Source organism: Labrenzia sp. CP4 (genome assembly GCF_001579905.1).
Classification (GTDB): domain Bacteria; phylum Pseudomonadota; class Alphaproteobacteria; order Rhizobiales; family Stappiaceae; genus Roseibium; species Roseibium algicola.
Genome location: NZ_CP011927.1, coordinates 2,109,819 through 2,134,619, shown reverse-complemented (window position 1 = coordinate 2,134,619; position 24,801 = coordinate 2,109,819). Strand labels below are relative to the sequence as shown.

27 protein-coding genes are annotated in these 24,801 nt (G+C 58.4%); 16 read left to right on the top strand and 11 right to left on the bottom strand.

The window, feature by feature from the left end:
* Positions 1 to 224: 224 nt before the first annotated feature.
* The 4 genes from ACP90_RS09920 to eda all read left to right on the top strand — a co-directional run bounded on the left by ACP90_RS09920 (position 225) and on the right by eda (position 5,447).
* Entirely contained in the window at positions 225 to 1,172 is a 948-nt protein-coding gene (locus ACP90_RS09920) for a carbohydrate kinase (protein ID WP_062488223.1), read from the top strand.
* 97 nt (positions 1,173 to 1,269) lie between these two features.
* Complete coding sequence (gene zwf / locus ACP90_RS09915) at positions 1,270 to 2,745, top strand: glucose-6-phosphate dehydrogenase (protein WP_055655338.1); 1,476 nt, start codon at positions 1,270 to 1,272, stop codon at positions 2,743 to 2,745.
* Positions 2,746 to 2,883: 138 nt separating this feature from the next.
* Positions 2,884 to 4,704, top strand: coding sequence for a phosphogluconate dehydratase (gene edd, locus ACP90_RS09910; RefSeq protein WP_062488222.1), 1,821 nt, complete (start codon positions 2,884 to 2,886; stop codon positions 4,702 to 4,704).
* Positions 4,705 to 4,808: 104 nt separating this feature from the next.
* Positions 4,809 to 5,447: a bifunctional 4-hydroxy-2-oxoglutarate aldolase/2-dehydro-3-deoxy-phosphogluconate aldolase gene (eda, locus tag ACP90_RS09905; protein WP_062488221.1), complete on the top strand. Its 639-nt coding sequence runs from the start codon at positions 4,809 to 4,811 to the stop codon at positions 5,445 to 5,447.
* 80 nt (positions 5,448 to 5,527) lie between these two features.
* On the opposite strand, the gene ACP90_RS09900 is transcribed toward eda, so the two are convergent.
* From ACP90_RS09900 to ACP90_RS09890, 3 genes are all read right to left on the bottom strand, one after another.
* The gene (locus ACP90_RS09900; protein ID WP_031269168.1) at positions 5,528 to 5,725 is read right to left on the bottom strand and encodes a CsbD family protein; all 198 of its coding nucleotides are present in this window, start codon (positions 5,723 to 5,725) and stop codon (positions 5,528 to 5,530) included.
* Between the two features lie 207 nt (positions 5,726 to 5,932).
* Positions 5,933 to 6,892 (bottom strand): PRC-barrel domain-containing protein, encoded by a 960-nt coding sequence (locus ACP90_RS09895; protein WP_208993493.1) that lies wholly within the window; start codon positions 6,890 to 6,892, stop codon positions 5,933 to 5,935.
* A 296-nt stretch (positions 6,893 to 7,188) separates the two neighbouring features.
* Positions 7,189 to 7,806: a PilZ domain-containing protein gene (locus ACP90_RS09890; protein WP_062488220.1), complete on the bottom strand. Its 618-nt coding sequence runs from the start codon at positions 7,804 to 7,806 to the stop codon at positions 7,189 to 7,191.
* A gap of 237 nt (positions 7,807 to 8,043) precedes the next feature.
* Here ACP90_RS09890 and ACP90_RS09885 point away from each other — a divergent pair, with 237 nt between their 5' ends.
* The 6 genes from ACP90_RS09885 (at position 8,044) to ACP90_RS09860 (ending at position 12,208) form a co-directional block, all read left to right on the top strand.
* Entirely contained in the window at positions 8,044 to 8,835 is a 792-nt protein-coding gene (locus ACP90_RS09885) for a delta-class carbonic anhydrase (RefSeq protein ID WP_062488219.1), read from the top strand.
* A 149-nt stretch (positions 8,836 to 8,984) separates the two neighbouring features.
* Complete coding sequence (gene pgi, locus ACP90_RS09880; protein ID WP_062488218.1) at positions 8,985 to 10,607, top strand: glucose-6-phosphate isomerase; 1,623 nt, start codon at positions 8,985 to 8,987, stop codon at positions 10,605 to 10,607.
* 232 nt (positions 10,608 to 10,839) lie between these two features.
* A complete protein-coding gene (locus ACP90_RS09875) occupies positions 10,840 to 11,109 on the top strand; it encodes a glycine zipper domain-containing protein (protein WP_023000610.1) in 270 nt (89 codons plus the stop codon).
* Positions 11,110 to 11,159: 50 nt separating this feature from the next.
* Complete coding sequence (locus tag ACP90_RS09870; protein ID WP_023000609.1) at positions 11,160 to 11,429, top strand: glycine zipper domain-containing protein; 270 nt, start codon at positions 11,160 to 11,162, stop codon at positions 11,427 to 11,429.
* Between the two features lie 43 nt (positions 11,430 to 11,472).
* The gene (locus ACP90_RS09865; RefSeq protein ID WP_023000608.1) at positions 11,473 to 11,742 is read left to right on the top strand and encodes a lipoprotein; all 270 of its coding nucleotides are present in this window, start codon (positions 11,473 to 11,475) and stop codon (positions 11,740 to 11,742) included.
* Between the two features lie 193 nt (positions 11,743 to 11,935).
* Positions 11,936 to 12,208: a hypothetical protein gene (locus tag ACP90_RS09860; RefSeq protein WP_006932815.1), complete on the top strand. Its 273-nt coding sequence runs from the start codon at positions 11,936 to 11,938 to the stop codon at positions 12,206 to 12,208.
* Between the two features lie 208 nt (positions 12,209 to 12,416).
* Here the strand turns inward: ACP90_RS09860 and ald are convergent, their stop codons facing one another.
* Positions 12,417 to 13,556 (bottom strand): alanine dehydrogenase, encoded by a 1,140-nt coding sequence (gene ald / locus ACP90_RS09855; protein ID WP_023000606.1) that lies wholly within the window; start codon positions 13,554 to 13,556, stop codon positions 12,417 to 12,419.
* 183 nt (positions 13,557 to 13,739) lie between these two features.
* On the opposite strand from ald, the gene ACP90_RS09850 reads away from it, so the two are divergent.
* Both ACP90_RS09850 and ACP90_RS09845 read left to right on the top strand, forming a co-directional pair.
* On the top strand, positions 13,740 to 14,210 hold the full coding sequence (locus tag ACP90_RS09850; RefSeq protein ID WP_023000605.1) for an Lrp/AsnC family transcriptional regulator: 471 nt from the start codon (positions 13,740 to 13,742) through the stop codon (positions 14,208 to 14,210).
* Positions 14,211 to 14,343: 133 nt separating this feature from the next.
* Positions 14,344 to 15,234 carry an SMP-30/gluconolactonase/LRE family protein gene (locus ACP90_RS09845; RefSeq protein WP_062488217.1) on the top strand — a complete coding sequence of 297 codons (891 nt, stop codon included), beginning with the start codon at positions 14,344 to 14,346 and terminating at the stop codon, positions 15,232 to 15,234.
* Here ACP90_RS09845 and ACP90_RS09840 read toward each other — a convergent pair whose 3' ends face one another.
* From ACP90_RS09840 to ACP90_RS09815, 5 genes are all read right to left on the bottom strand, one after another.
* On the bottom strand, positions 15,235 to 16,347 hold the full coding sequence (locus tag ACP90_RS09840) for a caspase family protein (protein ID WP_158514173.1): 1,113 nt from the start codon (positions 16,345 to 16,347) through the stop codon (positions 15,235 to 15,237). It abuts the gene before it with no gap.
* Positions 16,348 to 16,384: 37 nt separating this feature from the next.
* Positions 16,385 to 17,047, bottom strand: coding sequence for a hypothetical protein (locus ACP90_RS28205; RefSeq protein WP_145915750.1), 663 nt, complete (start codon positions 17,045 to 17,047; stop codon positions 16,385 to 16,387).
* 134 nt (positions 17,048 to 17,181) lie between these two features.
* The gene (locus tag ACP90_RS09825; RefSeq protein ID WP_145915749.1) at positions 17,182 to 17,400 is read right to left on the bottom strand and encodes a hypothetical protein; all 219 of its coding nucleotides are present in this window, start codon (positions 17,398 to 17,400) and stop codon (positions 17,182 to 17,184) included.
* Positions 17,401 to 17,482: 82 nt separating this feature from the next.
* Complete coding sequence (locus ACP90_RS09820) at positions 17,483 to 18,070, bottom strand: hypothetical protein (protein ID WP_023000602.1); 588 nt, start codon at positions 18,068 to 18,070, stop codon at positions 17,483 to 17,485.
* Positions 18,071 to 18,161: 91 nt separating this feature from the next.
* On the bottom strand, positions 18,162 to 19,004 hold the full coding sequence (locus tag ACP90_RS09815; RefSeq protein WP_062488212.1) for a rhodanese-related sulfurtransferase: 843 nt from the start codon (positions 19,002 to 19,004) through the stop codon (positions 18,162 to 18,164).
* Positions 19,005 to 19,455: 451 nt separating this feature from the next.
* On the opposite strand from ACP90_RS09815, the gene ACP90_RS09810 reads away from it, so the two are divergent.
* The 4 genes from ACP90_RS09810 (at position 19,456) to ACP90_RS09795 (ending at position 23,519) form a co-directional block, all read left to right on the top strand.
* On the top strand, positions 19,456 to 19,983 hold the full coding sequence (locus tag ACP90_RS09810) for a PAS domain-containing protein (protein WP_062488211.1): 528 nt from the start codon (positions 19,456 to 19,458) through the stop codon (positions 19,981 to 19,983).
* The gene (locus tag ACP90_RS09805; protein WP_082809717.1) at positions 19,958 to 21,289 is read left to right on the top strand and encodes a methyl-accepting chemotaxis protein; all 1,332 of its coding nucleotides are present in this window, start codon (positions 19,958 to 19,960) and stop codon (positions 21,287 to 21,289) included. The genes ACP90_RS09810 and ACP90_RS09805 overlap by 26 nt, the downstream gene beginning before the upstream one ends.
* A 133-nt stretch (positions 21,290 to 21,422) precedes the next feature.
* On the top strand, positions 21,423 to 22,697 hold the full coding sequence (locus tag ACP90_RS09800) for a malonyl-CoA decarboxylase (RefSeq protein WP_062488210.1): 1,275 nt from the start codon (positions 21,423 to 21,425) through the stop codon (positions 22,695 to 22,697).
* A 558-nt stretch (positions 22,698 to 23,255) separates the two neighbouring features.
* Positions 23,256 to 23,519: a hypothetical protein gene (locus ACP90_RS09795; RefSeq protein ID WP_023000596.1), complete on the top strand. Its 264-nt coding sequence runs from the start codon at positions 23,256 to 23,258 to the stop codon at positions 23,517 to 23,519.
* 265 nt (positions 23,520 to 23,784) lie between these two features.
* Here the strand turns inward: ACP90_RS09795 and ACP90_RS09790 are convergent, their stop codons facing one another.
* Both ACP90_RS09790 and ACP90_RS09785 read right to left on the bottom strand, forming a co-directional pair.
* Complete coding sequence (locus ACP90_RS09790) at positions 23,785 to 23,979, bottom strand: hypothetical protein (protein ID WP_055655360.1); 195 nt, start codon at positions 23,977 to 23,979, stop codon at positions 23,785 to 23,787.
* Positions 23,957 to 24,673, bottom strand: a complete 717-nt coding sequence (locus tag ACP90_RS09785) for a hypothetical protein (protein ID WP_023000594.1) — start codon at positions 24,671 to 24,673, stop codon at positions 23,957 to 23,959. Before ACP90_RS09785 ends, ACP90_RS09790 begins: the two co-directional genes overlap by 23 nt.
* Positions 24,674 to 24,801 lie beyond the last annotated feature (128 nt).

The following is a 24,801-nucleotide window of genomic DNA, read 5'->3' as shown; positions in this document are numbered from 1 at the left end:
CCAATAAGGTGGCGGGAGACACCGGGTTCAGCCCACTCCTACCCACACCCTCATCCTGAGGAGAACCGAAAGGTTCGTCTCGAAGGATGGGCGGCGAGTTCGGCGCCTTGCGGGCCTCCTTCGGATGAGGCGGTGGTCTCAAAGGCCGCTGCCGCGAAATGACACAAAGCCATGAATCCGCCGTCGATGCGGTTCCTGACAAACGACGAAAGACCAGAACGTATATGTTTTTGATTTGCGGCGAAGCACTGTTCGATCTCTTTGGAGAAGCCGGTTCCGGCGACAGTGTTTCTTTCGACGCCCGTATCGGCGGATCCCCCTTCAACGTGGCCATGGGGCTGGCGCGCCTTGAAGAGGACGCCGGGTTTTTCGGCGGCATTTCACGCGATGCCCTTGGCGAACGTCTGGCCCAGAAGTTCCGCAGTGAAGGCGTTTCGGAACGCTATATCCTGAGGACTGATTACCTGACGACGCTCAGCCTCGTCCAGAAGGATGAGCACGGCTCTCCTGCCTATACGTTCTACGGCGAGAACGCGGCTGACCGCATGGTAACCGTCGATGACCTGCCGCAGTTCGACGAACCGCCATTGTTTCTGCACATCGGGTCCTACACGGCACTGGTCGAGCCGGTTTCGGCCGCCTTCAGGGCTCTGATCGAACGCGAGCGAGACCATACGCTGGTCTCCTTCGACCCGAACATACGCCCGACCGTGGTGCCGGACATGGCGCTCTGGCGCCGCAATACGGAAAGCCTTGTTCCGTTGACGGATGTCGTCAAAGTGTCGGACGAAGACCTTGCCCTGATCGCTCCCGGTGAACCCGTCGAAACCATTGCCCGCGCCTGGCTCGGCATGGGGGCTTCGCTGGTCATCGTCACACGGGGCGGCGACGGTGCAACCGCATTTGCCGAAGGCATCGAAGTCAGCCGTCCGGGCATCAAGGTAACCGTTGAAGACACCGTTGGCGCGGGCGACACCTTCCAGGCAGCCCTGCTTGCAGGGCTGAAACATCTAGGTGCAACCAACCGTGATGCGCTTGCAGCCCTTGACGCCGGCCAGCTAAATCGTCTTCTTGACTTCGCTGTCGGGGCAGCTGCCATCACTTGCTCCCGGAGGGGAGCGGATCTGCCGCGCAGGAGCGAATTGGAAAAAGAGTGGTCGGCCCTGAAATGAGGGGCTGACAAGAGAATTAAATCGATTTAAAAGGCAGTCGAAAACGGTCCAGGCCGGAGCGGCCCATCGGACTGGCAGCTGTGAGAAGGGATGTTTTATGGCGGTACGCGTCATTGAAGTTGAAGAATTCGACCTCGTCGTTTTCGGAGCCTCCGGAGACCTCGCCCACCGCAAGCTTCTGCCTGCCCTTTACCACCGCGACGCGGACGGCCAGATGCCGGAAAACGCCCGCATCATCTGCAGTGCCCGCCGGGACTATTCCGACGACGACTATCGCGACTATGCCAAGGCCGCGCTTGAAGAACACGTCAAGGATCTGGACGACGAGCATCTTCAGCAGTTCCTGAAGCGCCTGCGCTACGTCAAGATCGACATCGCCACAGGCGACGGCTTTGAAGATCTGAGAACCATCCTGGACGAACGTCCTGAAGTCATCCGCGCCTTCTATCTTGCAGTCGGTCCGGATCTCTTCGGCACGATCTGCGAGAACCTCGGCCGGATCGGCGTCGTCAACGACCATTCCCGCGTCGTCATGGAAAAGCCCATCGGCAAGGACGGCAAGTCCGCCAGGGCGCTCAACGACACGGTCGGTGCTGTGTTCAACGAACACCAGATCTTCCGTATCGACCACTATCTCGGCAAGGAAACGGTGCAGAACCTGATGGCTCTGCGCTTTGCCAATGCCCTGTTCGAGCCGCTGTGGAACGCGGCCCATATCGACCACGTCCAGATCACCGTGGCCGAGTCGCTCGGCACCGGTGGCCGTGCCGGCTACTACGATACCGCAGGTGCCCTGCGCGACATGGTGCAGAACCACATCCTGCAGCTGCTCTGCCTTGTTGCGATGGAGCCGCCGGAAAGCATGAACGCCGACAGCGTGCGCGACGAGAAGCTGAAGGTTCTGAAAGCTCTTGCCCCGATCGACGAGCAGAGCATCGACAAGCTGACCGTGCGCGGCCAGTACCGCGCAGGGGCTTCGGCCGGAGGTGCGGTTCCCGGTTACCTGGAAGAGCTCGGCAACAACGAAAGCCGGACGGAAACCTTCGTCGCCCTGAAGGCGGAAATCGCCAACTGGCGTTGGGCCGGTGTGCCCTTCTACCTGCGCACCGGCAAGCGTCTGGCGCAGCGCGTATCGGAAATCGTCGTCCAGTTCCGTCCGATCCCGCATTCAATCTTCGACGCGGAAGCCGGGGCGATCACCGCCAACCGCCTCATCATCCGTCTGCAGCCCGATGAAGGCGTCCAGATGCAGATCATGATCAAGGACCCCGGCCCCGGCGGCATGCGCCTGCGTCAGGTTCCGCTCGACATGAGTTTTGCCGAAGCCTTCAAGGTGCGTAACCCGGATGCCTACGAACGCCTGATCATGGACGTGATCCGCGGCAACCAGACCCTGTTCATGCGCCGTGACGAAGTTGACGCCGCCTGGGCCTGGATCGACCCGATCCAGGCAGCATGGGCTGCGTCCAAGGAAACGCCGAAAGGCTACACCGCCGGCACCTGGGGCCCGTCCGCCTCCATCGCTCTGGTCGAGCGTGACGGCCGCACCTGGGCCGAAGACGACAGCAACTGATATCACTCGCGCAAGGCCCGGCCTTGCGCGTTTCCGGCCTCTTAAATCGATTAGAGAGCGGCAAGCTCGCCGCAACGCCCTATGTGCCGGACATAGGACCAGCCAGGCCGCGGCGCGGCTAGCAAAGGATTTGAAGCAATGACCATCCAGGATCGCATTGGCGACGTCACCGAACGGATCGTCAAACGCAGTCACGACAGCCGCTCAAGATATCTTGACCGCATCGGCAAGGCCGCCGACAAGGGCCCGCAGCGTTCGCGCCTGTCCTGTGGCAACCTCGCCCATGGCTTCGCCGCCTGTGGCCTCTCCGACAAGCAGGCCCTTTCCGGCGACGTGGTACCGAACCTCGGCATCATCACCTCCTATAACGACATGCTGTCGGCCCACCAGCCCTACGAGACCTATCCAGCCCTGATCCGCGAAGCCGCACACGAAATCGGCGCGGTTGCCCAGGTTGCCGGTGGCGTTCCGGCCATGTGCGACGGTGTCACCCAGGGGCAGGACGGCATGGAACTGTCGCTGTTTTCCCGCGATGTGATCGCCATGGCTGCTGCCGTCGGCCTGTCGCATCAGATGTTCGATGCAGCGGTCTTTCTCGGCATCTGCGACAAGATCGTTCCCGGTCTTGCCATCGCGGCCCTCTCCTTTGGCCATCTGCCGGCCGTGTTCGTTCCCGCTGGTCCGATGCCGACAGGCATTTCCAACGACGAGAAGGCCAAGATCCGCCAGCTCTATGCCGAAGGCAAAGTCGGCCGTGACGCCCTGCTGGAAAGCGAGTCCCGCGCCTATCATTCGCCAGGCACTTGCACATTCTACGGCACGGCCAACTCCAACCAGATGCTGATGGAGATCATGGGCCTGCATATGCCAGGTGCCTCCTTCGTCAATCCAGGCACGCCCCTGCGCGACGCCCTGACCAGGGAAGCGGCCAAGCGCGCTATCGCGATTTCCGCTCTCGGCAACGAGTTCACCCCCGCCGGTGAAGTCATCAGCGAAAAAGCGATCGTCAACGGCGTTGTCGGCCTGCACGCCACGGGTGGATCCACCAACCACACCATGCATCTGGTGGCTATTGCTGCTGCTGCGGGCATCAGGCTGACCTGGGACGACATCTCCGATCTCTCCGATGTCGTGCCGCTTCTGGCCCGCGTCTATCCGAACGGCAAGGCCGATGTGAACCACTTCCAGGCCGCCGGTGGCCTTGCCTTCCTGATACGCGAACTGCTGGGTGACGGTTACCTGCACCAGGACGTGAAGACCGTCTACGGCACAGACCTCTCCGGTTACACTGTGGAAGCGAAACTCGACGCAGACGGCAACGTGCAACGCGAAGAGGTTCCTGAGACCTCCGGCGACGAAACGGTGCTGGCTCCCGTTGCCAAGGCCTTCCAGCCGACGGGCGGCCTGAAGATGCTCACCGGCAACATGGGCAAGGCCGTCATCAAGATCTCGGCTGTTGCCAAGGAACGCCACATCATCGAGGCACCTGCCCGCGTCTTCCACGACCAGAACGATTTCCTGACCGCCTTCAACAACAAGGAACTGACCGGCGACGTTGCCGCCGTGGTCCGGTTCCAGGGCCCGAAGGCAATCGGCATGCCCGAACTGCACAAGCTGACGCCCTGCCTCGGCATCCTTCAGGACCGCGGCCACAAGGTCGCCCTGATTACCGACGGCCGCATGTCTGGTGCTTCCGGCAAGGTCCCGGCAGCAATTCATGTGACCCCGGAAGCTGCTGCCGGCGGCCCGATCGCCAAAATCCGTGACGGTGACATGATCCGCGTCGATGCGGTGACTGGTAAATTGGAAGTGCTGGTCGACGAAGCCGAATTCAACGCCCGCCCGCTGGCGGAAGCTGACCTGAGCCAGAGCCAGTTCGGCACCGGCCGGGACCTTTTCGCCGCCTTCCGCGGTGCAGTTGGTTCGGCCGATACTGGCGCACATGTGTTTGGTGAGTAAGGATCAGGCCCCGAACGGCCAGGTGAATTCGGCACGATAGATTTTGCGATCCGCTCTGATTGGCTTCGGTGCGGACGCGACAAGAAAGAGATTTTGGAGGCGATATGGCCCAGGACATTGAAAAGATCGAGAAGGTAATGTGCGCGGCACCGGTGATCCCGGTGCTGATCGTGGAGGATCCCAGGAAGGCCGTCCCCATGGCAGAAGCGCTTGTGCGCGGCGGCCTGCCTGCTATCGAGATCACCTTGCGCACGGCCCATGCCCTGGAAGCGATCAACGCGGTCAACGAGCACGTGGAAGGCGCGATTGTGGGTGCCGGCACGGTGCTGGACGGCAAGCAATATGATGCCGCCGTTTCTGCAGGTGCCCGTTTCATCGTCTCTCCTGGCGCAACCGCCAACCTGCTGGACGCCGCCGACCAGCACAGCGTGCCTCTGCTTCCAGGTGCAGCCACCGCATCGGAAGTCATGTTTCTGCTGGAACGCGGCTATGAGCGGCTGAAGTTCTTCCCCGCCGAACAGGCAGGCGGAGCGTCCTACCTCAAGTCTCTCTCCTCCCCGCTGGCGGCGGCCAAATTCTGCCCCACAGGCGGCGTCAGTCTCGACAAGGCTCCGGACTATCTGAAACTGCCGAACGTCCTGTGCGTTGGCGGTTCCTGGATTGCCGACGCAAAGGCGATTGCGGAGGACGACTGGTCCGGCATTGAAACCCACGCAAAGGCGGCAGCCGCCCTCAAAATCTGATCAGCAACCAGCAGATCAGCAATTTCGAACAAAAAGAGCCGGGCGACGGATCGCCCGGCTCTTTTTCATCTGTTCGACGATCAGTGGCGACTTGCCCACTCATCGACTTCGCGCTCTGCTTCGTCGCGCGACTTACCGTAGAGCTCCTGGATCTTGCCGGCAAGCTGGTCGCGATTGCCTTCGATCCGGTCCAGATCGTCGTTGGTCAGCTTGCCCCACTGTTCCTGGGCCTTGCCTTTAACCTGTTTCCAATTGCCTTCGATAATGTCCCAGTTCATTTTCATCACTCCAGTCAGGGTGCAGTCAGCTTCTCGACCGGATGCTCCCGGCCAACTGCTGCAGGTGTTGAGGTTTGAGAAAGTGACAGACGCCTGTTGAAGCCATCTGTCTCGGGATAGGCGTCCGGATATCGGGAAGGATCTCGATAGAACCGGACGCTGTGTCAGGCTGCCCCGGGTGATGACACCCGGAGCAGTCCACTACTCTTACTCAGCGACGTAGTCCGGCTGAGCTTCCAGTTCTTCCTTGGTGGCGCCTACATAGACGCGCAGGTCGGAACCGTCTTCGTTGCGAATGATCTGCAGCTCGTCAAAGGTGACGGCAACTTCACGCTCGCCGATACCCAGGAAGCCGCCAACATCAAGGATGACCTTTTCGATGGTACCGTCCTGGCTCACGATGAGTGAATCGATCTCACCGATGTCTTCATCGTTGGCGTCGTAGATGGTGGCACCTTCAAGATCATCTGCCGTAAGTTCGGCAACAACTGCTTCGGTGTAGCCATCACGCTCGACTTCGGCACGCGGCAGAAGCGCACGACCATCAGCATCGGTCTGGGGCGTCATCGCAGTTTCCGGAGCAGCCGTCACGCCGGCGTCGCTATCCTGGCTCATCGCGGTTTCGGTCGACGTGTCGGTTTCCGTCGTCATTGCCGTATCAGCAGGCTTCTCCATACCTTCGGAAGTCTGTGTGGCAGCCGTTTCCGCTTCGTCAGCATACGGGTTCTCATACGCCGCAGCATTGGTCAGCACGTCCTTATTGGCGTTGACCACCAGGAAGTAGCTATCGGCGTCATCCTGCTCGCGGACAACCTTCAGCTGCTCCATCGGAAGGGCGATGTCTTTCTCGCCAATACCAAGGAAGCCACCAACACCCAGGATAACGGCCTTTACCGAGCCGTCGAAGCCAAGGATCACATCGTTGACTTCACCGATGTCGTCCCAGTCTTTTTCTTCGTCAGCCTGAGCCTGATAGTCTTCGTTGAACCGGTCATAGTTTTCTTCGACCGAGTAGATCCGCATGCCAATCAGATCAGATGCAAGAACATCACTCATGTTTGCAGACTCATTGAATTCATAAGTCTGGAGCGGTTTTACTTCGTTTGCCGCGTAAAGTGACGTTGTCAGCATCAAGGACATCGCGGTAGCGGTGATAATCCGTTTCATAATATTACATCCTCTCACAGTGATTTCCCAAGCCGGCAACATCAGTATTGCTATTGATGAGGCGGTTACTGTGAGAACAACCGAGAGAGAAAGAAGTTCCGGCTTAAAAACTAAATTTTTGAAAAAAGTGACAATTGCCTTTTCGAAGACAGGCGGAAAACTCGCCCAGCACCCAAGGTACGGATGGACGCGCGAAACCACCGCTCGCCGCGTTTCTTTCACGTCCTCGCGGGAAGTTCAGTCAATTGTGGGAAGTTGATTGGGACACACGCCGACCGCAGCATAAGCGGGCCATGTCAGACGCTCTGGGATTCTTCGGTATCCGTTTCTGAGGTGACGTCGGTCTCGTCGTCGTCTCCGTGATCGTCGTCCTGCTCAAGCGTCCGATCCCACAAGAGACGCATGCCGGCGGAGGTGTCATTGCGCCAGGCGAATTCGGCGACGACCGGCCTTTCGAATTTTTTCATCGTCAGCAGAACTTCCTCTGGAAGCGCTGTCAGACCTTTGGCAGTTATGCGGCAACCGTTCTTGCCGGCATCAACGATCGTGCCACTGATTTCCGTAATTCCGTCCAGGTCCGCGATCTTTACCGGAATGCTGACGTTGTTCCGTTTCTCGCGACGCTTGTCCGAAACGGATTTCTCGCTTTTGGCGAAGACCACAGCGGCATCATTGCCCTTCACGGAAGTGACGTGAGCCTTCACCAGTTTGCTTGCATCCTTGGGCCGAACCCCGATGTTCTTGTAAAGCTCGCCGATATCCGGAGAGGTCAACCGGAAGCCCCACTCGCTGACGTTGGATGCAACCGCGTTGATAACCGAGAGATTGTCGAAATCAACCACGAGGACTTCTTCCTCGGCATCAGGTTGATCGAGCAGATGGGTGAGGCCGTGTGATTTGTTTTCGGAATTCATAGATTTAGTTTACCTTGAGCAAACTTTCATTTCACTTAAAATACAGTCAGACAATTCAATTTATCGTTGTTTTCCGCCAACTTCGGAGCTTTTTGCCCTGAACGGCGATTTACCCTGAGCAATTTTTGCAATTGGCGTTCCTTTCAAATGCGCGTTCAAATCATCCTCGCCTCTTCGGCTATCTTTTCTTGAAATGCGCCCAACAGCCTGCCTCAACCACATTCGCAGGAGACTACCATGGCGAAATACATCGGACTCACAATTGCGGCCCTCGCAGGCCTCGGTTTTCTCTCCCATACACAGGCAGAAGAGCTCTGTCAGGGTTTCGGCCCGCAAACTCCACGCGATATCTCGCAGACAGCAGGATTGAACACGTCTTCTGTCTCGATAGCGCCGTCCGCCGACAAGCTGAACCTGTGCAACATCCACACGCACACCAACGCGGAACACAAGGGGCCAGGCTTCACCGTCTTTGCCGGCGATGGAGATCATGGCGGTTACAAGTGCAACGAGACCGCCGACCTGACCGAGGCTGAATTGGCAGAACCCGCAGGGTCAGCTTTCCATGGCGTCAAGCCCGGCGACACGATCGAAGTCCACTGGGTGCATACATCCTGCAACATCACCCCGGGTGAAGGACTGGGCTCTTGCCTGAGCGATGCCTGCGCCAATCCGCAACTTCGTGTCGAGGCCCAGGTTTTCCTTGTCGTGAATGATCCCAAGGCACTGAGCTTTCTCGACTTCGATTATGACGGCAACATCGTGAATGGCCTGCATCAGGCCAAGTCATTGCCGGAAGGCACGGGTACGCCGGTCACCTTCATCGGGTCGACAACAGGGCCCAGCTTCACCCAGTCGACATGCTCCCCGCTTCAGGTGACCTGGAGCGTGCATCCACAATGCGCCAAGCTGGACATAAACTCGCTCAACGCCTGGGCGGAAAAAGGCAATGTCTTCAAGGAAGACCATTCCCACGGTATTCGCCAACTTGTGACAGCCCCAGAATTGCTGGCCCCTATTTCCAATTGATTGGCCTTCAGCCGCCGGAATCCACCTGCCTGTTTCCGGCGGCATTCTCCTTGAATTTCCTCTCCCCCTCGCAGGGCGGGTATGCTAATGGATGCCCCGCGCGCGTCGGCGCGAAAACAAGCTGTTAAATCGATTTAAGAGGATTGTTCATGGCGCTAGAAGCAGCATTTCAGGCTCTCAACCGGCAGGCGGAACAATTGAAGGGTACCTCCCTGCGGCAACTGTTTGCGGCCGCCCCCGACCGGTTCGACACATTCTCCGCCAGGACAGACGACCTGTTGCTCGATTATTCCAAGTCGCGGATCGACGACAAGGCGTTCAACCTGCTGCTCGACCTTGCCCGCGCTGCGGACGTGGAAGGCAAACGTGCGGCCATGTTTGCCGGCGAGAAGATCAACGGCACCGAAAAGCGCGCCGTCCTGCACACTGCGCTTCGCAACCAGTCGGACCAGCCGGTTCTGGTCGACGGTGCGGATGTGATGCCCGATGTACGTGCGGTCCTGGATGCGATGGCGGATTTTGCCGAAGCCGTTCGCTCCGGCGAACTGACATCTTCCACCGGCGACGCCTTTACCGACGTGGTCAACATCGGCATCGGCGGCTCGGACCTCGGGCCGGTCATGACGACAATCGCGCTCAGCCCCTATCATGATGGTCCGGAGCTGCACTATGTTTCGAACGTGGATGGCGCTCACATTGCCGATACGCTGGAAAAACTCGACCCTGCCACGACGCTGATCATCGTCGCTTCGAAAACATTCACCACCATCGAGACCATGACCAACGCGCAGACCGCGCGCAAATGGATTGCCGGCACTCTTGGCGAAGAGGCTGTCGGCGACCACTTCGCAGCCGTTTCCACCGCCCTCGACAAGGTAGCCGCCTTCGGCATCGACGAAAGCCGCGTCTTCGGTTTCTGGGACTGGGTCGGCGGCCGGTATTCCGTCTGGTCGGCCATCGGCCTGCCCCTCATGATCGCCATCGGACCGGACGCCTTCAGTGACTTTCTGTCCGGCGCCCATGCGATGGACACCCATTTCGCTGAAGCACCGCTTGAAAAAAACCTGCCGGTTCTGATGGCGTTGATCGGCGTCTGGAACCGGGACGCGCTTGGCCTTTCCGCCCGCGCCGTCCTGCCCTACGACCAGCGCCTGTCTCGCCTGCCCGCGTACCTGCAGCAGCTCGACATGGAATCAAATGGCAAGCGCGTGAAGCTGGACGGCAGTCCCGTGACCGAGGAAACCGGTCCACTGGTCTGGGGTGAACCAGGCACGAATGGTCAGCACGCGTTCTATCAGCTCCTGCACCAGGGCACGACTGTCATCCCGTGTGAATTCCTGATCGCCGCCAACGGCCATGAAGAAGACCTGAAACATCATCACGACCTTCTGGTCGCGAACTGCCTGGCCCAGTCCGAAGCCCTGATGCTCGGCCGGACGCTTGACGAGGCAAAGGCACTCCTCAGCGCTTCGGGCATGGCTGCGGACGAAGTCGATCGTCTGGCACCCCACAAGGTGTTCCCGGGCGACAGGCCATCCATGACCCTTGTCTATGACCAGCTGACACCTTTCGCACTCGGCCGTCTGATCGCCCTTTACGAGCACAGGGTTTTTGTCGAAGGCGTGATTTGGGGAATCAACTCCTTCGACCAGTGGGGCGTGGAACTGGGCAAGGAACTGGCCACTGCCCTGCTGCCAATGGTCAAGGGTGAAGTCTCTTCAGATTCGAAGGACGCCTCGACAAAAGGTTTGCTTGCCGCACTGAAAAGTTGACGCGGGAACCACACCTTTGTTTACGCGTTAATACGTGAGGCGATCTCGTCATAATTTTGCCCAACCGGCCCTATCTGGTTCACATCGTTGAAGAACTCTTATTGGTATTCACGATGAACACGAGCCGGCTGCGGCAAACAGAGATTGCCCCAACGTGCAAAGCAGCTTAGGCTTGGAATGATTTTATACATTCGACCCGCCGAGGTTGCGGTCCGACAGGGAGACTGATTTCATGAAAAAACTAGTTCTGCTCGCAGCAGTAGGCCTTGCCCTGGCGGGCTGCCAGTCCGATAGCCAGCGCGACCGCGCCCTCGTAGGCGGTGGTCTTGGCGCGGCAACCGGTGCAGCAATCGGCGCTGCGGCAACCGGCGATGTCGGCGGCGCCCTGGTTGGTGGTGCAATTGGTGCGGCCGGTGGTGCTATTGTCGGCAGCGCAACGACTCCGAAGAACTGCGTCGCCTATGACCGCTACGGCAATCCTTACCGGGTCGCTTGCCCGTAATCGGGGGTGATCCTTTTTCGTTTCGGTAATAGACCGTTGGGAAGAAAACTATGAAGAAACTCCTTCTGATTGCCGCTTCGGCCGCATTTCTGGCAGGTTGCCAGTCTGACAGTCAAAGGGATCGCGCGCTTGTTGGCGGCGGTCTTGGTGCGGCAACCGGTGCCGTGATCGGTGCCGCCGCCGGTAACGGCGTAGGCCCGGCCCTCGCCGGTGCGGCAATCGGTGCAGCAGGCGGTGCCATCATCGGCTCTGCAACGACACCCAAGAACTGTGTCGCCTACGACCGGTATGGCAACCCGTACCGCGTCGCCTGCCCCTGATCTCAACTGACCTGAGTCAATCGGGTCTTCACAGGTTTACGAAATGAAAAAGATCCTGCTGGTGGCCCTTGCGGCCATCGCCCTCGCCGGCTGTCAGTCAAGCAGCCAGAGAGACCGCGCGCTTGTCGGCGGTGGCCTTGGTGCCGCGACCGGCGCCATTGTCGGTGCCGCCGCCGGTGCCGGTGCAGCTCCGGTTCTCGCCGGTGCCGCTATCGGTGCTGCGGGTGGCGCTGTTATCGGCGCTGCGACCACGCCGAAAAACTGCGTGGCGCATGACCGGTATGGCAACCCTTACCGAGTCGCCTGCCCGTAAGGCCAGGCTCTCTGTCGTCCTGACCACCGTCAGAGCGGACGAATTTAGCGACAATACCGGGCATGCCCATGGATTCATGGGCATGCCCGTTCTGCTTTCAGGATCTGCCTTGGATAAATCCGCCTTGGTAAGAAACTGTTAACCATAGATCTCCACCCTTGGCAGACACATGTTTTTCGCCAAGGGGTTCTGGATGAGATCCGTCCTTGCAGCCGCAAGTCTCGCCATTGTGCTGACAGGCTGCGCCAACACCGAAAGTCAACGGGACAGGATGCTGATCGGGGCAGGTCTCGGCGCGGCAACGGGCGCCACGATCGGCGCCGTTGCCGGTTCCACGGTGAACGCGACCCTTGCAGGCGCTGCTCTCGGTGCCGTCGGTGGTGGCCTGATCGGTGTCGTCACCACCCCGCGCAACTGCATTGCCACGGATGAACAGGGCACACCTTACAAGGTCCGCTGCCCGTAAACCCTTCGCACAGCAAATAAGGTTTCTTTGCCCCCTGCGAAATCAGGAATGCAATAACCTGCGGAACAGCCGGACATTTTCGACGCAAGTTGCACAGAACAGCAGGTCACGGGCTCACCGCTGTCACGTCAGTCCAAAATCCCATTGTGAAAGCAAAAAGCCGGCCCAACGGACCGGCCTTTCTTATGTATGAAGCGAAGTTCCCTTATCAGGCAGCAGCGCTTTCCTTGGCCTGCTCAAGAGCAACCTTCGGATCGACGTAGGCATAGCCGAGAGCGGTTGCGACCGCCTCACAGGTCACCTGACCGCCGATCACGTTAAGGCCCGGCAGGAAGTGCGGATCATCGAGCAGCGCCTTCTTGGCACCCTTGTCTGCCAGTGCGAGAGCAAACGGCAGGGTGGCGTTGTTCAGCGCGTAGGTGGACGTCTTCGGCACGGCGCCCGGCATGTTGGCGACGCAGTAGTGAACGACTTCATCGATGATGTAGGTCGGCTCGGAATGCGTCGTTGCCTTGGAGGTTTCGAAGCAGCCGCCCTGGTCGATGGCGACATCAACGAGAACCGATCCCGGCTTCATGCGGCTGACCAGCTCGCGCGAAACCAGCTTTGGTGCCGCCGCACCGGCAACCAGCACCGCACCGACGACCATGTCGGCTTCCAGCACATGCTTCTCCAGGGCAGCCTTGGTCGAATAGACGGTTTTCAGTGCCGGACCGAACGTCTGTGAGAGATTGCCCAGAACGGCGGTAGACCGATCGAGAACGGTGACATCGGCTCCGAGGCCAAGCGCCATGGTAATGGCATGCGAGCCGACCACACCGCCACCGATGACAACGACCTTGGCCGGTTCGACGCCGGGAACACCGCCCACGAGCGTACCGGAGCCACCCTGGGCCTTTTCCAGCGCCTTGGCGCCGGCAATCACCGACAGGCGGCCGGCAACCTGGGACATCGGCACCAGAAGCGGCAGACCGCCGCGAGCATCGACAACGGTTTCATAGGCAATGCAGGTCGCACCGGACTTTACCAGGTCCGCGGTCTGCTCCGCGTCTGGCGCCAGGTGCAGATAGGTGAAGAGAATGTGGTCGGGGCGCAGCATGGCGCGTTCGACGGCCTGCGGTTCCTTGACCTTCACGATCATGTTCGCGGCATCGAAGACTTCCTTGGCTGTTGCCAGGATCTTCGCGCCTGCTGCTTCGTAGTCGGCATCGCTGGCGCCGATGCCGACACCGGCATTGGTTTCAACGACAACTTCGTGGCCATGAGCCACCATTTCAAGAACACTGTTCGGGGTCAGACCAACCCGGTACTCGTGGTTTTTGATTTCTTTCGGCACACCAATGCGCATAACTCGACTCCTCTGGAAGCATTATTGATTGCCGACGATTTTACGCCTGTTTTCGTCGAATGTGCTTGCGTTCCCGGGGGCCTCCATTCAAATACGCGCAATTTTATTGTGTCGAATTGATATTTCTTCAAATTATCTGCTATGTATTATCTTGAACTCGGCATTATGTGCGGTGCAGCAAAAATGAAACTCGATCGCCTCGACCAGAAGATCCTGAACGTTCTGCAAAGCGACGGCCGCATCGCCAACGCGGACCTGGCGGAAAAGGTGGGGCTTTCCCCTTCCGCCTGTTTGCGGCGCATGCGCGCGCTGGAAGAAGCCGGCATCATCGAAAAATACGTCGCGCTTCTGGACCAGAAGAAACTCGGCCGACACATGGACGTTTTCGTGGAAATCTCGCTGACCGGCCAGTCCAAGGAAACGCTTGAGAATTTCGAACGCGCCGTGGCCCGGTCCGGCGAAATCATGGAGTGTTTCCTGATGGCGGGTGATGCCGATTACATTCTGCGCCTCTCGGCCCGGGACCCGATCGACTTCGAACGCATCCACCGCGACCACCTTGCCCAGCTTCCAGGCGTTCTCAGAATGAAATCGTCCTTCGCAATCCGGCCGATCGTCAGACGCACAGCGATTCCCCTGAACGGCGAAACATGAGTTCCTTTCAGGGCCGGTCCACAACCAAACCGCCTGCAATTCCGCCACTAAATCCAGCGTCTCGACGCAGCCAGCACTGGCAGGTATAGTCCGCATCCATTCAACTGCCCGGCTTTTCAAGGAACCCGCTCCGGTGACCCATACGATCACCCGTTTCATCGACACGACTTACCAGCTTGCAGAATGTCCGACCTGGGACGACAGATTGAACCGCTTGCTCTGGGCCGACATCCAGGGCCGCTCCATCCAGTCCATGGATTGGGCCAGCCGCGAGATCACCACATGGCAATTCGACAATGAGGTCGGTTCCTTCGGCCTGACGGATGACGATCGCCTGATTGTCAGCGTGTGGGACAAGATCGTTCTGTTCGATCCCGAAAGCGGTGCCAACGAGGTTCTGGCGGAAGTTCAGGCGGATGAGCCGCGCACACGGCTGAACGACGGCAAGGTCGGTCCGGATGGGGCCTTCTGGGTCGGCACCATGGACACCAGCTCACCGCGTGAACCGATTGCCGGTCTTTACCGGGTCGACGGCAGCGGCGACGTTGCCGAGATCCGGGACGAACTGCAATGCTCCAACGGGCTCGCGTGGACGCCGGACGGCACCTACATGTACCACTCCGACACCTCCCCCGGCTGGATCGAATATTACGGCTTCGACCCGGAGACCGGTGCACTTGGCTCCAAGATGCTTTACGCCCAGCAGACCAACGACACCGGACGGCCGGATGGCGCAGCGGTCGACACCGAAGGCAATTACTGGAGCGCAGGGGTTTCAGCTGGCGTTCTCAACTGCTTTGCTCCGGACGGCAACCTGCTTGCCGCCATCAAGCTTCCGGTCGACAAGCCCACCATGCCCTGCTTCTGTGGCCCGGATCTGGACCATTTGATCGTCACCAGCATCAAGCAGCCCGCCGACCCGACTGCGGTCGAACCCGACACATTGTCAGGCGGCCTGTTCCTGGTGGAAGGTCACGGCAAGACCGGTTTGAAGACCTACCGGTTCAGGACAGCAAAAAGCTGATCAAAAGCAACGCATTGCACCATCAAAGGAAAAACATTCCTGAGATCTGGACGGAGCGGCAGCAGGCGCAGGGCGACGTTGCGCAGGTTGCTCCCTGACAGCAATTTGCGGACAGACCATCCCGTTCTCGGATTTCAAGGCCTGCAGAAGCTTGAGGTCTGCTCCTAAGGAATTCACCTGGAGGTGGGTATAGTTCTTGTAGCGCCTCAACGCAGTGCGGCTGTTGTTGCCCCACACCCCGTCTGGTGTACCGGCATTGCACCCGACCCTGTTCAGCTCGGTCTGCACGGCCTTCGCCATCACTGGGTCTTTGATGTCGTCAGCAACATCGTTATTCAATCCATTATTCAAAACAACCAGACCGGTCAAAAGATCTTCCGTCCAGGGGAGCTGGTCGCCGTTGGTTGACGCCTTAACTTCTTCCCGCACTCTCCTGATAATCAGACCGAAGTCCAATCCCGGAGATCCGATGTGCTTCAAAAGAGCTTCGGTGAACGGACTGTGCTCACCAGCACCGTCAAGGGCAACATTGCCGGGCTGTGTAGAGTAAGCGATCAGCGATCCCGACCCCATTTCCACTGCAGACAGGCCTTCCATCGACTGCAACGAACGTACGGCACCGTTTTCTGCAACCTGCCATTCGAAAGGATTGTTGCGGCAAGCATCCAACAGAACCAAATTGATCCGGCTCTTGTCCTGCATTGAAGTTAGAAGCTTTTGAACCGCAATCGAGTTTTCTTCAAGCGTGTTGCTATTTTCCAGCTGGACGTCGATTGGAACAAGGTAGTTCCTCTTGTTCACTTGGACTGCATGCCCGGCATAGAAGAAAACTGCGATGTCAGCTCCCTCAATCTTGCGCAAGAACTGCTCGATACCCTCATTGAACCCTTGATAGTCGGCATCAAGTGTTTCAATGACATCGAACTCGAGCCAGCGCAGTTTCTTCGCCATTTCACGAGCATCATTTCCCGAGTTGTAGAGTTCTGCACTTCCTGGGTAGCCGGCGTTACCGACAACCAAGGCAACTCGTTTTCCAAGTTCAGTCTGACCTGTTTGCGCGACCGCCGAAAAATTCAACGCAAGCAACAAAAGCAGTGGCAGAAAAAATCGCATCAACATTCCTCCTATCCTTTGTTGCGTTGCGCGGATATTACCTCGTCGTAACGTCGATATAGGACTTCGAATGGGTCAGTCTCAGATTGACCACCGGAGCTGCAAATACACCGAACGTTTTCCAGACGGTTGGCTTGGATTTGCCTTTGAACTGGTACTTGTCGAAGCATCTCATCGTATAAAAGAAATCTCCGTAACTATAGGAATACGTACCTCTACAAAGCACCTTAAGGCTCGAAGTCACGAGGGAGACCTTGACTCGACGCTCACCTTTCTGAAAATGGCCAAAATCAGGGAGAAACATACCCTGAATCTTGTTCTTGCTACCGTTCACACCATCATACATCTCTATTGAGACAGGCATCGCAAGTCGTGACGTTAGAAGTTTCCTTCCATTTGAAACAACGAAATTTCCATCGACATCAATAAGATAGCATGGGTGACCACCAAAACCTCTTTTTGATCTGGCATTGCACCTGCTAAGCGCTTCTGCTTTTGCGAATTCGACTGAGTTTGCATGAACAAAGGTAGCCCAAGCACCGCTGGCAGAGATTGCAGCTGCCTTGTGGTTTGCTTCACGCAGGTATTGCTTGAAAGCGTGCGGATAGCCTTTGGTGCTTTCGGCGCAACTGTCTCCAGCAAATCCGCAAAAAATCACCACCATGAAAAAAAACAAAAACAAATTATTCGAAGAATTCATCCAACTGCCTTCATAATACTTTATATAGAAACACCATCTCAATCCAAACACCGTAAAGGTATAATAAATAACCTAAAATTAAAAGCACACCACTTCATCATAGTCTGAAATAGGTAAACCTACTAACTTAATGCCTATTTCTTTTCGCATGACTTCAGAGCCTCGATGATCTGCTCCGCTTTCACACCTGGCACCTGGATTTTCGTTTCACCGTAAAGGTGAACGACTGCTCCCTCCCCCTTCACCGATTGCTCGTTGAAAATGCGGACCGACTGGTTTTCGGGAATGAGCACGGCCATGGAACCGTCCTCCATGCTGAGCAGGATGGAAGACGCAATCAATGTGCAAATCATGTTTCAGCCCCACAACTGGTCAGGTAACCGGCTTTCAGCCTGCCCCGGAAAACGGACAGAGAACCGATCTTGGCCCAGTCACCTAGTAGCGGCAACCCCGCACCTTTACGGGCTTCCAGACTGTCTGGGCGGGTTGAACCAGCACCTGGCGGCTGACCGTCTGGTAAACCGCGGGCTTTTGCACCCGGTAGCTCGTGGCAGGCTGAACCAGCACCTTTTCCTTCACGGAGCTGTAAATGGCAGGCTGGCGCACTGCGACACGGGAGGCCGACTGCACGAGAACCTTCTGGCTGACAGTTCGATAGACGGCGGGGTTCTGCACCTTGCACAGGATGTTGCGACCGTTGATGACCCGGTATTCCCAGCCGACGCTGGCGGGTTGAACCAGAACCCGGCTCTGCCGTGTCTGGTAGACGGCAGGCGATGTGCGATAGCTGACCCGCTCCGGCTGCACCAGAACACGCCGGGCCTGATAACTGTAGACGGCCGGCTTCTGCACCACGTAGCTGGATGCCGGCTGGACGAGCACGCGCTCATTCACAGTTTTGTAGACGGCGGGCACGGTGGCCTGTTCATAGCAGGACAGTGCCTTGCCCCCGGCCAGCACGGACGTGCTGACCAACGGACTGACGATCAGCGCGGCAAGCGCGCTCCAGAAGCTGTGACGCATGTACTTTCCCCCAGTCTGGCGCAGGAGATCTCCCGCAACCCTGACTTTAGGGAAGTTCCACAAGGCATTAAAGCGAAAAAGTTAATATCCGTTAAGAAACGGCCCTGACGATCTGCTGTTCGCCCTCTTCGTCATCAGCTTCAGCGCGAGCACTCTTCTCGTAGTCGGTGTCCTCGTTGATGATGTGACGGGCCTCTTCGGGGATCCATTCTCCCCAGCGCGGCTGCAGCTGATGGTCGACGGACACCCGGTCGTCGAAGACGAAACATTCGCCCTTCCAGAGGCTGTCGGCTTCCGGCACCTTCTCCAGATAGTTCAGGATACCGCCTTCCAGGTGATAGACTTCCTCGAAGCCGTTTTTCAGCATCCAGGCCGTCGCCTTTTCACAGCGGATGCCACCGGTGCAGAACATGGCGACCTTCGGCTTTTTCTGAAGCTCGTCTTCGCGGTCCACCCATGCCGGGAATTCCCGGAACGACTGGGTTTTCGGATTGAGCGCCCGCTCGAACGTGCCGAAGGCGAATTCGTAGTCGTTGCGCGTGTCGATGACGACGACATCCGGATCGGAGATCAGCGCATTCCAGTCTTCTGGCTTGACGTATTCGCCGACGATCTCGTTCGGGTCGATACCGTCAACCGCAAGCCGCACAATCTCCTGCTTCAGCCTCACCTTCATGCGCTTGAAGACATGTCGGTGGGTCCAGGCTTCCTTGTGGTTCAGCCCGGCAAGCCGCGGATCCGACCGCAGATGCGCAAGAACCTCTCGCACACCGGCTTCCGGCCCGCATATCGTGCCGTTGATACCCTCTCCTGCAAGCAGCAGGCTCCCGCGCACATCCCGTTCCTCGCAATAGGCCTTGAGCGGACTGCGAATGGCCTCGAAGTCGTCGAGCGGCGTAAACATATAAAGGGCGGCAACGAGAAATTCGTTCATGGGGCTTGTTCTGTTTCTTGAAAGACGCCGGGCCCAAGGGGCAAAAGCACCACCCGGCTATTGGCGCCCTCTATACAGCCTAAGCCCCCCTTCTGAAAAGTCCGCAGTTTCTCGGACCCGGTTCTCTGCAGTCGAGGCCGCCCTGCAGGTTTTGCTTGAGCACAACCGAACATGCGCCAGGGGCCATGCAACGCGGAACTTGCCGATTGAAGTTCCTCGAAAGGAACATCGCCCAAACCCTTCGGAAGAATCGAAGAATAGCGTCAGAGCAACAGAAAGATCGGCAACAATTCGCCTCAACAAAACTCTCTAAAGAGAAAGATGACATCGTCAGAAATACGAATGAATTCATATAGTTAAAAATCAAACCTCATCCGCTTTCATTTAAGGATCATTAAGCACGCAACCGTACCCTAACCCTGAATTGCCAACATGAGCGGGCGCACCAAGGATGACCCAGTACAAGGTCACCCCGACGGGGGTGGAACGGTTCTTTTCCGAACGGGACCTGATCGTCTCGAAAACAGACACGCGCGGGCGCATCACTTACGCCAACAACATCTTTCGGGATATTGCGGGTTTCGATGGCAAGGCTCTGGAGAATGCGCCGCACAGCCTCATCCGTCACCCGGACATGCCACGCTGTGTCTTCAAGCTGCTGTGGGACACGATAGAGGCCGGCGGAGAGATCTTCGCCTATGTGGTCAACATGTCCGCGAACGGCGATCACTACTGGGTGCTGGCCCATGTCACGCCGTCCTATGGCGAGAGCGGCAAGATCATCGGCTACCATTCCAATCGCCGGGTGCCCAACCGCCGCATCGTCGACGACATCATCACCCCGCTTTACGCCCAGTTGCGACAGACAGAACAGCAGGCGGACAACCGCAAGACCGGCATGCAGGCCGGTCACGATCAGCTGGTATCGATCCTTCAATCGAAAGGCGTGAGCTATGATAAGCTCATTCACACTCTTTAACGCCACGATCGCGTCGGGTGTCGCACTGGTGGGCGGCGCGGCGACGGTGGTCTGTGCCCTGCTGGGCCTGACCATGGCTACGGTCTTCTGTGGCGCCATCGTCATGCTGGCCATGCTGTTCGCGCTGACCGCGGTACATCGGACCCGGCGGGGGCTTGGTGCTGCGACGGAGGTCTGCAGCCAGATCGGGTGGGGCAACTTCGAGGTGAGAGCCAAGGATTACACCGAAGCCGGTGAAGTCCGTGAGCTGATGACCTCCATGAACCACATGATCGACCGGACGGACGCCTTCCTGCGTGAAGCTGCGGCCTCGATGACCGCGATCGAGAACAACCGCTACTACCGCCGCATCCAGCCAGGTGGCCTCAATGGCAGCTATCTGCAGAATGCGGAAATCATGAACATGGCCATCGAGACCATCAAGGGCCGGGTCGGCGCTTTCCGCCAGTCGACGGACTCCTTTGAAAGCCAGATCAGCCAGATTGCCCAGAGCCTGATGGCTTCCGCCGAGCAGATGACCGGAACGGCCGAGGAAATGGAAACCTCTGCCGTTTCCAATTCGGAAGTCGTGACCGCCATCGCCGACGCAGCCGACCTGACAGCGGAAAATGTGAATGCGGCGGCATCCGCGGCCGATCACCTGTCCTCGACGGCCAGCGAGATCAGCGGCCAGATCGAACGCTCCATCGAAATCGCCCGTGCTGCCGTCACCCAGGTCACGCAAGGCCAGGACAAGGCAAACAGCCTTCGGACTTCCGCCGAAGCTATCGGCGAGATCATCGACCTGATTTCCTCCATTGCCGACCAGACAAACCTGCTGGCACTCAATGCCACCATCGAGGCGGCCCGCGCCGGTGAAATGGGCAAGGGCTTTGCGGTGGTTGCAGCCGAGGTCAAGGAACTGGCAACGCAGACAGCCAAGGCGACACAGGAGATCACCCAGTCTTTGGAAGAAGTCGACGCGGCCAGCCGCGATACGGCTCAGTCCTTCGACACGATTTCCAAAACCATTACGGAAATCGAATCCATTACCACGATGATTTCCAACGCCTCGGTAAAGCAGGCGGAAGCGACACAGGCCATACAGGAGAACGTGACCAACACCGTGGCCTGCACCAACAAGGTGACCGGAATTGTGGATGGTGTCGCCCAGAATGCGGCAACCACTCACGCGGCCTCCAAGACCGTGCTGAGCTCCGCGGAAAGCATGTCCTCCAACGCCGGGCAGCTAACCGAAGCAGTGGCGGCCTTCTTCAAATCACTGAAGAAAGGCCCGCTCGAGCAGCAGAACAGCGAAGCCGCCTAGGCACACTGGCTGTTAGGCAATCCAACCCGGGCGTTCGTGCCCGGATTGCCTCTTTTGGGGAATTGGGTCAAAGCCTCACACCTCTTATCTTCAGGACAGAGCCCACCCCTCACTGGACGTTCTGGAGGCCCACATGACCATTCTCGGCGACCTGCTGTCGACCATCTTCGAGCGCCGCTATCGCACAGCGGCGCCGGACCGGCGCGACAATCGGCCGATGGAGGATCTGGTCAGCGCACTTGTCGGCACAGCTGGCGACGTGACGGGCCTTGCCGCGGCCAGCACGCTCCTGCAACGGTTTCAGGAAATGGAGGACAGCGACAAGCTGCAGTTCTTCCGCCACCTTGCCCACGACATGAACATCGATCCAGCCGGCGTGCGCACTGCCCTTGATGCCTATGAGGCGAGCCCGAACCGGAAGACATACACGGCCTTCATGGCGGCTGTGGAGCCCAAGCGCCAGGAATTGATCCGGCGGCTGAACCAGATTCCCGGTGCCACCGAACAACTGGTGCGCATGCGCGCCGACCTCCTGCGCCTCGGCGGCGCCGACCCGGAATTGCAGGCGCTCGACCAGGATTTCCGACACCTGTTCATTTCCTGGTTCAACCGGGGCTTTCTGGTGCTGCGGCCGATCAGCTGGGAAAGTCCGGCGCATATCCTTGAAAAGATCATCGCCTATGAGGCCGTGCACGAAATCACCAGCTGGGAAGACCTGCGCAGCCGCCTGGCCCCTGGCGACCGCAGATGCTTCGCCTTTTTCCACCCGTCCATGCCCGACGAACCGCTGATCTTCGTGGAAGTCGCGCTCACCGCAGACATCCCGGGTTCCATCCAGGACCTTCTGGCAGGTGACAGGGAACCCATCACAGCGGCCACGGCCCGTACCGCCGTGTTTTATTCGATTTCCAATTGTCAGGAAGGCCTGGCCCGCATTTCCTTCGGCAATTCGCTGATCAAGCAGGTGGCGGCCGATCTTTCGGCAGAATTGCCGGGATTGAAAACCTTCGTCACCCTGTCGCCGATCCCTGGCCTGACGAAATGGCTGTCGGCGGAAGGCATTGCTTTCCAGGACGCGGACCCGAAACTGCTGCGAACCCTCGCCGCGCATTATCTTCTGTCAGCCCGCCGCGAGGACGGACAACCGGTTGACCCGGTGGCGCGCTTCCATCTGGGCAACGGCGCATTGGTGCATGCCGTCCATGCAGAAGCCGACACCTCCGCAAAGGGCCGTGCCCAATCTGCCGGCGTGATGGTGAATTACCTCTACGATCTCGGCAAGGTGGCCCAGAACCACGACCGCTATGCGGCGGCAGGGGAAATCGCCGCCTCTTCGGACATCAGGTCTCTGGACACGGCCGCAAAGAAACTGGATTTGCGCGAAGCGGAAGCTGCACAACAGGCCTGAAGGCGCACGGGTCGGGAGCCAATCGCAGCTCATGCTGCCGGTGCCCTGCCTGCCGAGCCGGCGCCATTCGTCCACCCTGGCGCGCTAACTGTCCTGATCAGAACGACAGCTGGAACCGGGCTTGGCGCATCACGGGTCAAAGCGATTCCCGCCGCTCCTCTCTAACCGGTGGCTATCGGTCCCGGCGTTTTCCTGACGCTGCCGGAAAGGCGGATTCCGGCTGTCTTGGCCTTGTCTTCGGCTTGAAAACCGTCAACTTGCAGGTGACGTGACAGTGCCCGGGCGACTACTTCTTCGCTTCTTGGGTAACACCTAAGGAAAGTTGAAGAAGAAATCTCGCGTGCAGCAAAATTCTTTGCTAATCTGCGATTGGCGAAACGGGATCCATACCAATCTCGGATTGAAGCGGCCTCTGCACATCAGGGGACGTCTGGAAGATGTACCGGCGCGAAAAGCCGGCCGCTTTCCAGGCGAGCAGACCGTTCAATGGGTTTCTCGACGCCGGAAATTGTCTGAAAGGCAAAACAAAAAATGACATGTAAAGACAAGGCGGCAGGGATGAGCGAAGATCAATACACCAAAGAGCAGCTCGAATTCCTGGAAATATTTGAAATTGCAGCAAGATATGACTGTCTGTTCCTGCTCGATTTCCATTGCTTCGATCTGTTCGACCACGACCAGACCAGCCTGCTGAGCGACGGCGAACGTGCCCAGTTGGCGGCAGCGGCAAGATATGACATCTATGCCGAAGCCATGCAGAAGGGGTTTCTTCCGAAATCCAGTCCCTTTGGAGGCGTCCATGAGCATCAACACTTTTGTTGAGCCGCTACCCTTCTCGCTGATCGAAAACGGATTGGCGGGAGACAAGACGCAGTTTCTGTTCAAGACCTGGCGCGAAAACGAAGGCATCATCGTGCAGGACAGCCGCATGACGCAGCTGAGCCCGTATCTGCTGATGACCTTGCCGACCGCCGAGCCGGGCGATGTGCCTCCGCTGACCTTTGTGGGCAAGCACAGCACCTTCCGCCGGTTCTTTCCACAGGCTCTTGACCCGGAAACACCACGTCCGCCGACCAGCTTCCTGCCCTCAGTCTACCGCCAGGGCGTTGCTGATGCCTACCAGATCGCCATGGAAGGCGAGCCCTGGTTCGATATCCAGCGCACAGGCAACAAGCTGGGCGAAGGTGTGCCGGACATGACGCTGCAGCGTCTCCTCGTGAAATTCCGCACCAGTGCCGGGTTCACGCGGATTTTCTGCCTCATGACTTTGCTTGAAGTCCATTCGCGATCCTATCAATCAGATCGCACACATCGTCAGCTGTGTTCGCAACAAAAATCAGATTGGCATCCAGCGTACCAGGCAGCGGCTCAACCCAGTTCAGTGCATGAAAGTGTGCACGGGTAAAGCCGCAGTCGCGCCAGAAACCGTCCATGAAGTTGAAACCCTGCACCCAGCCGTAATAGAAGCCGGCGCCCCACTCATCCAATGCCTCGATCTGGGCCATCTGGTTGAGCAGGCCGCCGAGCTTCGAACCGCGCCACTCCTTGGCAACTTCCGTTCCGCCCAGATAAACAACGTCGCCGGTAATGCGCCGGCCAACGCGCGGCTGCTTGTCACTCAGCACAACCTTGCCGCCCTCCGCATCCGGGTAGCAGCGGTGAAAATACTTGCGCCAGAAATCGGTCAGCGTCATCGGATAGGCCATTCTGTCGAAACGGGCGCACACCCGCCCGACCATCCGGTCTTCCTCATCCACCAGCGCCAGCCAGAACGCCTGTGAAGGCGTATAGGTGTTGAGACTGGGGGTGAAATGCCCCTCCAGCCGCTTCAGGCCGCTGGCCGCCGCCATGGCCTCGACAACATCGAAATCCGACCCGCGGCGCAGCATCAGCCCCAGGCGTTGAAACTCCCTGTCTATAACGCCCCAGGCACGTTTCAGCTGTGCCTTGTCCAACTCGAAATCCAGTTTATGCATGGATGTCCCGTCTGATGTTGCCCTTCATCCGCATCCTGCAAAGAGCGGCCGCGTCAAACGCGGCAATCGCCTTGTTTGCCAATAGATTAAATAGGCACCGATTTTCCCTGCTTGGCAGCACGTTAAGT

Coding starts and splice junctions, on each gene's coding strand:
- ACP90_RS09890 (WP_062488220.1), bottom strand. CDS start 7,806: ATGAATTCCGAAAACAAATCACACGGCCTCACCCATCTGCTCGATCAA.
- ACP90_RS09865 (WP_023000608.1), top strand. CDS start 11,473: ATGAAAAAGATCCTGCTGGTGGCCCTTGCGGCCATCGCCCTCGCCGGC.
- ACP90_RS09800 (WP_062488210.1), top strand. CDS start 21,423: ATGACCATTCTCGGCGACCTGCTGTCGACCATCTTCGAGCGCCGCTAT.
- ACP90_RS09785 (WP_023000594.1), bottom strand. CDS start 24,673: ATGCATAAACTGGATTTCGAGTTGGACAAGGCACAGCTGAAACGTGCC.
- ACP90_RS09875 (WP_023000610.1), top strand. CDS start 10,840: ATGAAAAAACTAGTTCTGCTCGCAGCAGTAGGCCTTGCCCTGGCGGGC.
- ACP90_RS09795 (WP_023000596.1), top strand. CDS start 23,256: ATGAGCGAAGATCAATACACCAAAGAGCAGCTCGAATTCCTGGAAATA.
- ACP90_RS09850 (WP_023000605.1), top strand. CDS start 13,740: ATGAAACTCGATCGCCTCGACCAGAAGATCCTGAACGTTCTGCAAAGC.
- zwf (WP_055655338.1), top strand. CDS start 1,270: ATGGCGGTACGCGTCATTGAAGTTGAAGAATTCGACCTCGTCGTTTTC.
- pgi (WP_062488218.1), top strand. CDS start 8,985: ATGGCGCTAGAAGCAGCATTTCAGGCTCTCAACCGGCAGGCGGAACAA.
- ACP90_RS09860 (WP_006932815.1), top strand. CDS start 11,936: ATGAGATCCGTCCTTGCAGCCGCAAGTCTCGCCATTGTGCTGACAGGC.
- ACP90_RS28205 (WP_145915750.1), bottom strand. CDS start 17,047: ATGAATTCTTCGAATAATTTGTTTTTGTTTTTTTTCATGGTGGTGATT.
- ald (WP_023000606.1), bottom strand. CDS start 13,556: ATGCGCATTGGTGTGCCGAAAGAAATCAAAAACCACGAGTACCGGGTT.
- ACP90_RS09870 (WP_023000609.1), top strand. CDS start 11,160: ATGAAGAAACTCCTTCTGATTGCCGCTTCGGCCGCATTTCTGGCAGGT.
- eda (WP_062488221.1), top strand. CDS start 4,809: ATGGCCCAGGACATTGAAAAGATCGAGAAGGTAATGTGCGCGGCACCG.
- ACP90_RS09900 (WP_031269168.1), bottom strand. CDS start 5,725: ATGAACTGGGACATTATCGAAGGCAATTGGAAACAGGTTAAAGGCAAG.
- ACP90_RS09895 (WP_208993493.1), bottom strand. CDS start 6,892: ATGAAACGGATTATCACCGCTACCGCGATGTCCTTGATGCTGACAACG.
- ACP90_RS09820 (WP_023000602.1), bottom strand. CDS start 18,070: ATGCGTCACAGCTTCTGGAGCGCGCTTGCCGCGCTGATCGTCAGTCCG.
- ACP90_RS09790 (WP_055655360.1), bottom strand. CDS start 23,979: ATGGACTTCAAGCAAAGTCATGAGGCAGAAAATCCGCGTGAACCCGGC.
- ACP90_RS09825 (WP_145915749.1), bottom strand. CDS start 17,400: ATGATTTGCACATTGATTGCGTCTTCCATCCTGCTCAGCATGGAGGAC.
- ACP90_RS09815 (WP_062488212.1), bottom strand. CDS start 19,004: ATGAACGAATTTCTCGTTGCCGCCCTTTATATGTTTACGCCGCTCGAC.
- ACP90_RS09810 (WP_062488211.1), top strand. CDS start 19,456: ATGACCCAGTACAAGGTCACCCCGACGGGGGTGGAACGGTTCTTTTCC.
- ACP90_RS09920 (WP_062488223.1), top strand. CDS start 225: ATGTTTTTGATTTGCGGCGAAGCACTGTTCGATCTCTTTGGAGAAGCC.
- edd (WP_062488222.1), top strand. CDS start 2,884: ATGACCATCCAGGATCGCATTGGCGACGTCACCGAACGGATCGTCAAA.
- ACP90_RS09805 (WP_082809717.1), top strand. CDS start 19,958: ATGATAAGCTCATTCACACTCTTTAACGCCACGATCGCGTCGGGTGTC.
- ACP90_RS09885 (WP_062488219.1), top strand. CDS start 8,044: ATGGCGAAATACATCGGACTCACAATTGCGGCCCTCGCAGGCCTCGGT.
- ACP90_RS09840 (WP_158514173.1), bottom strand. CDS start 16,347: ATGCGATTTTTTCTGCCACTGCTTTTGTTGCTTGCGTTGAATTTTTCG.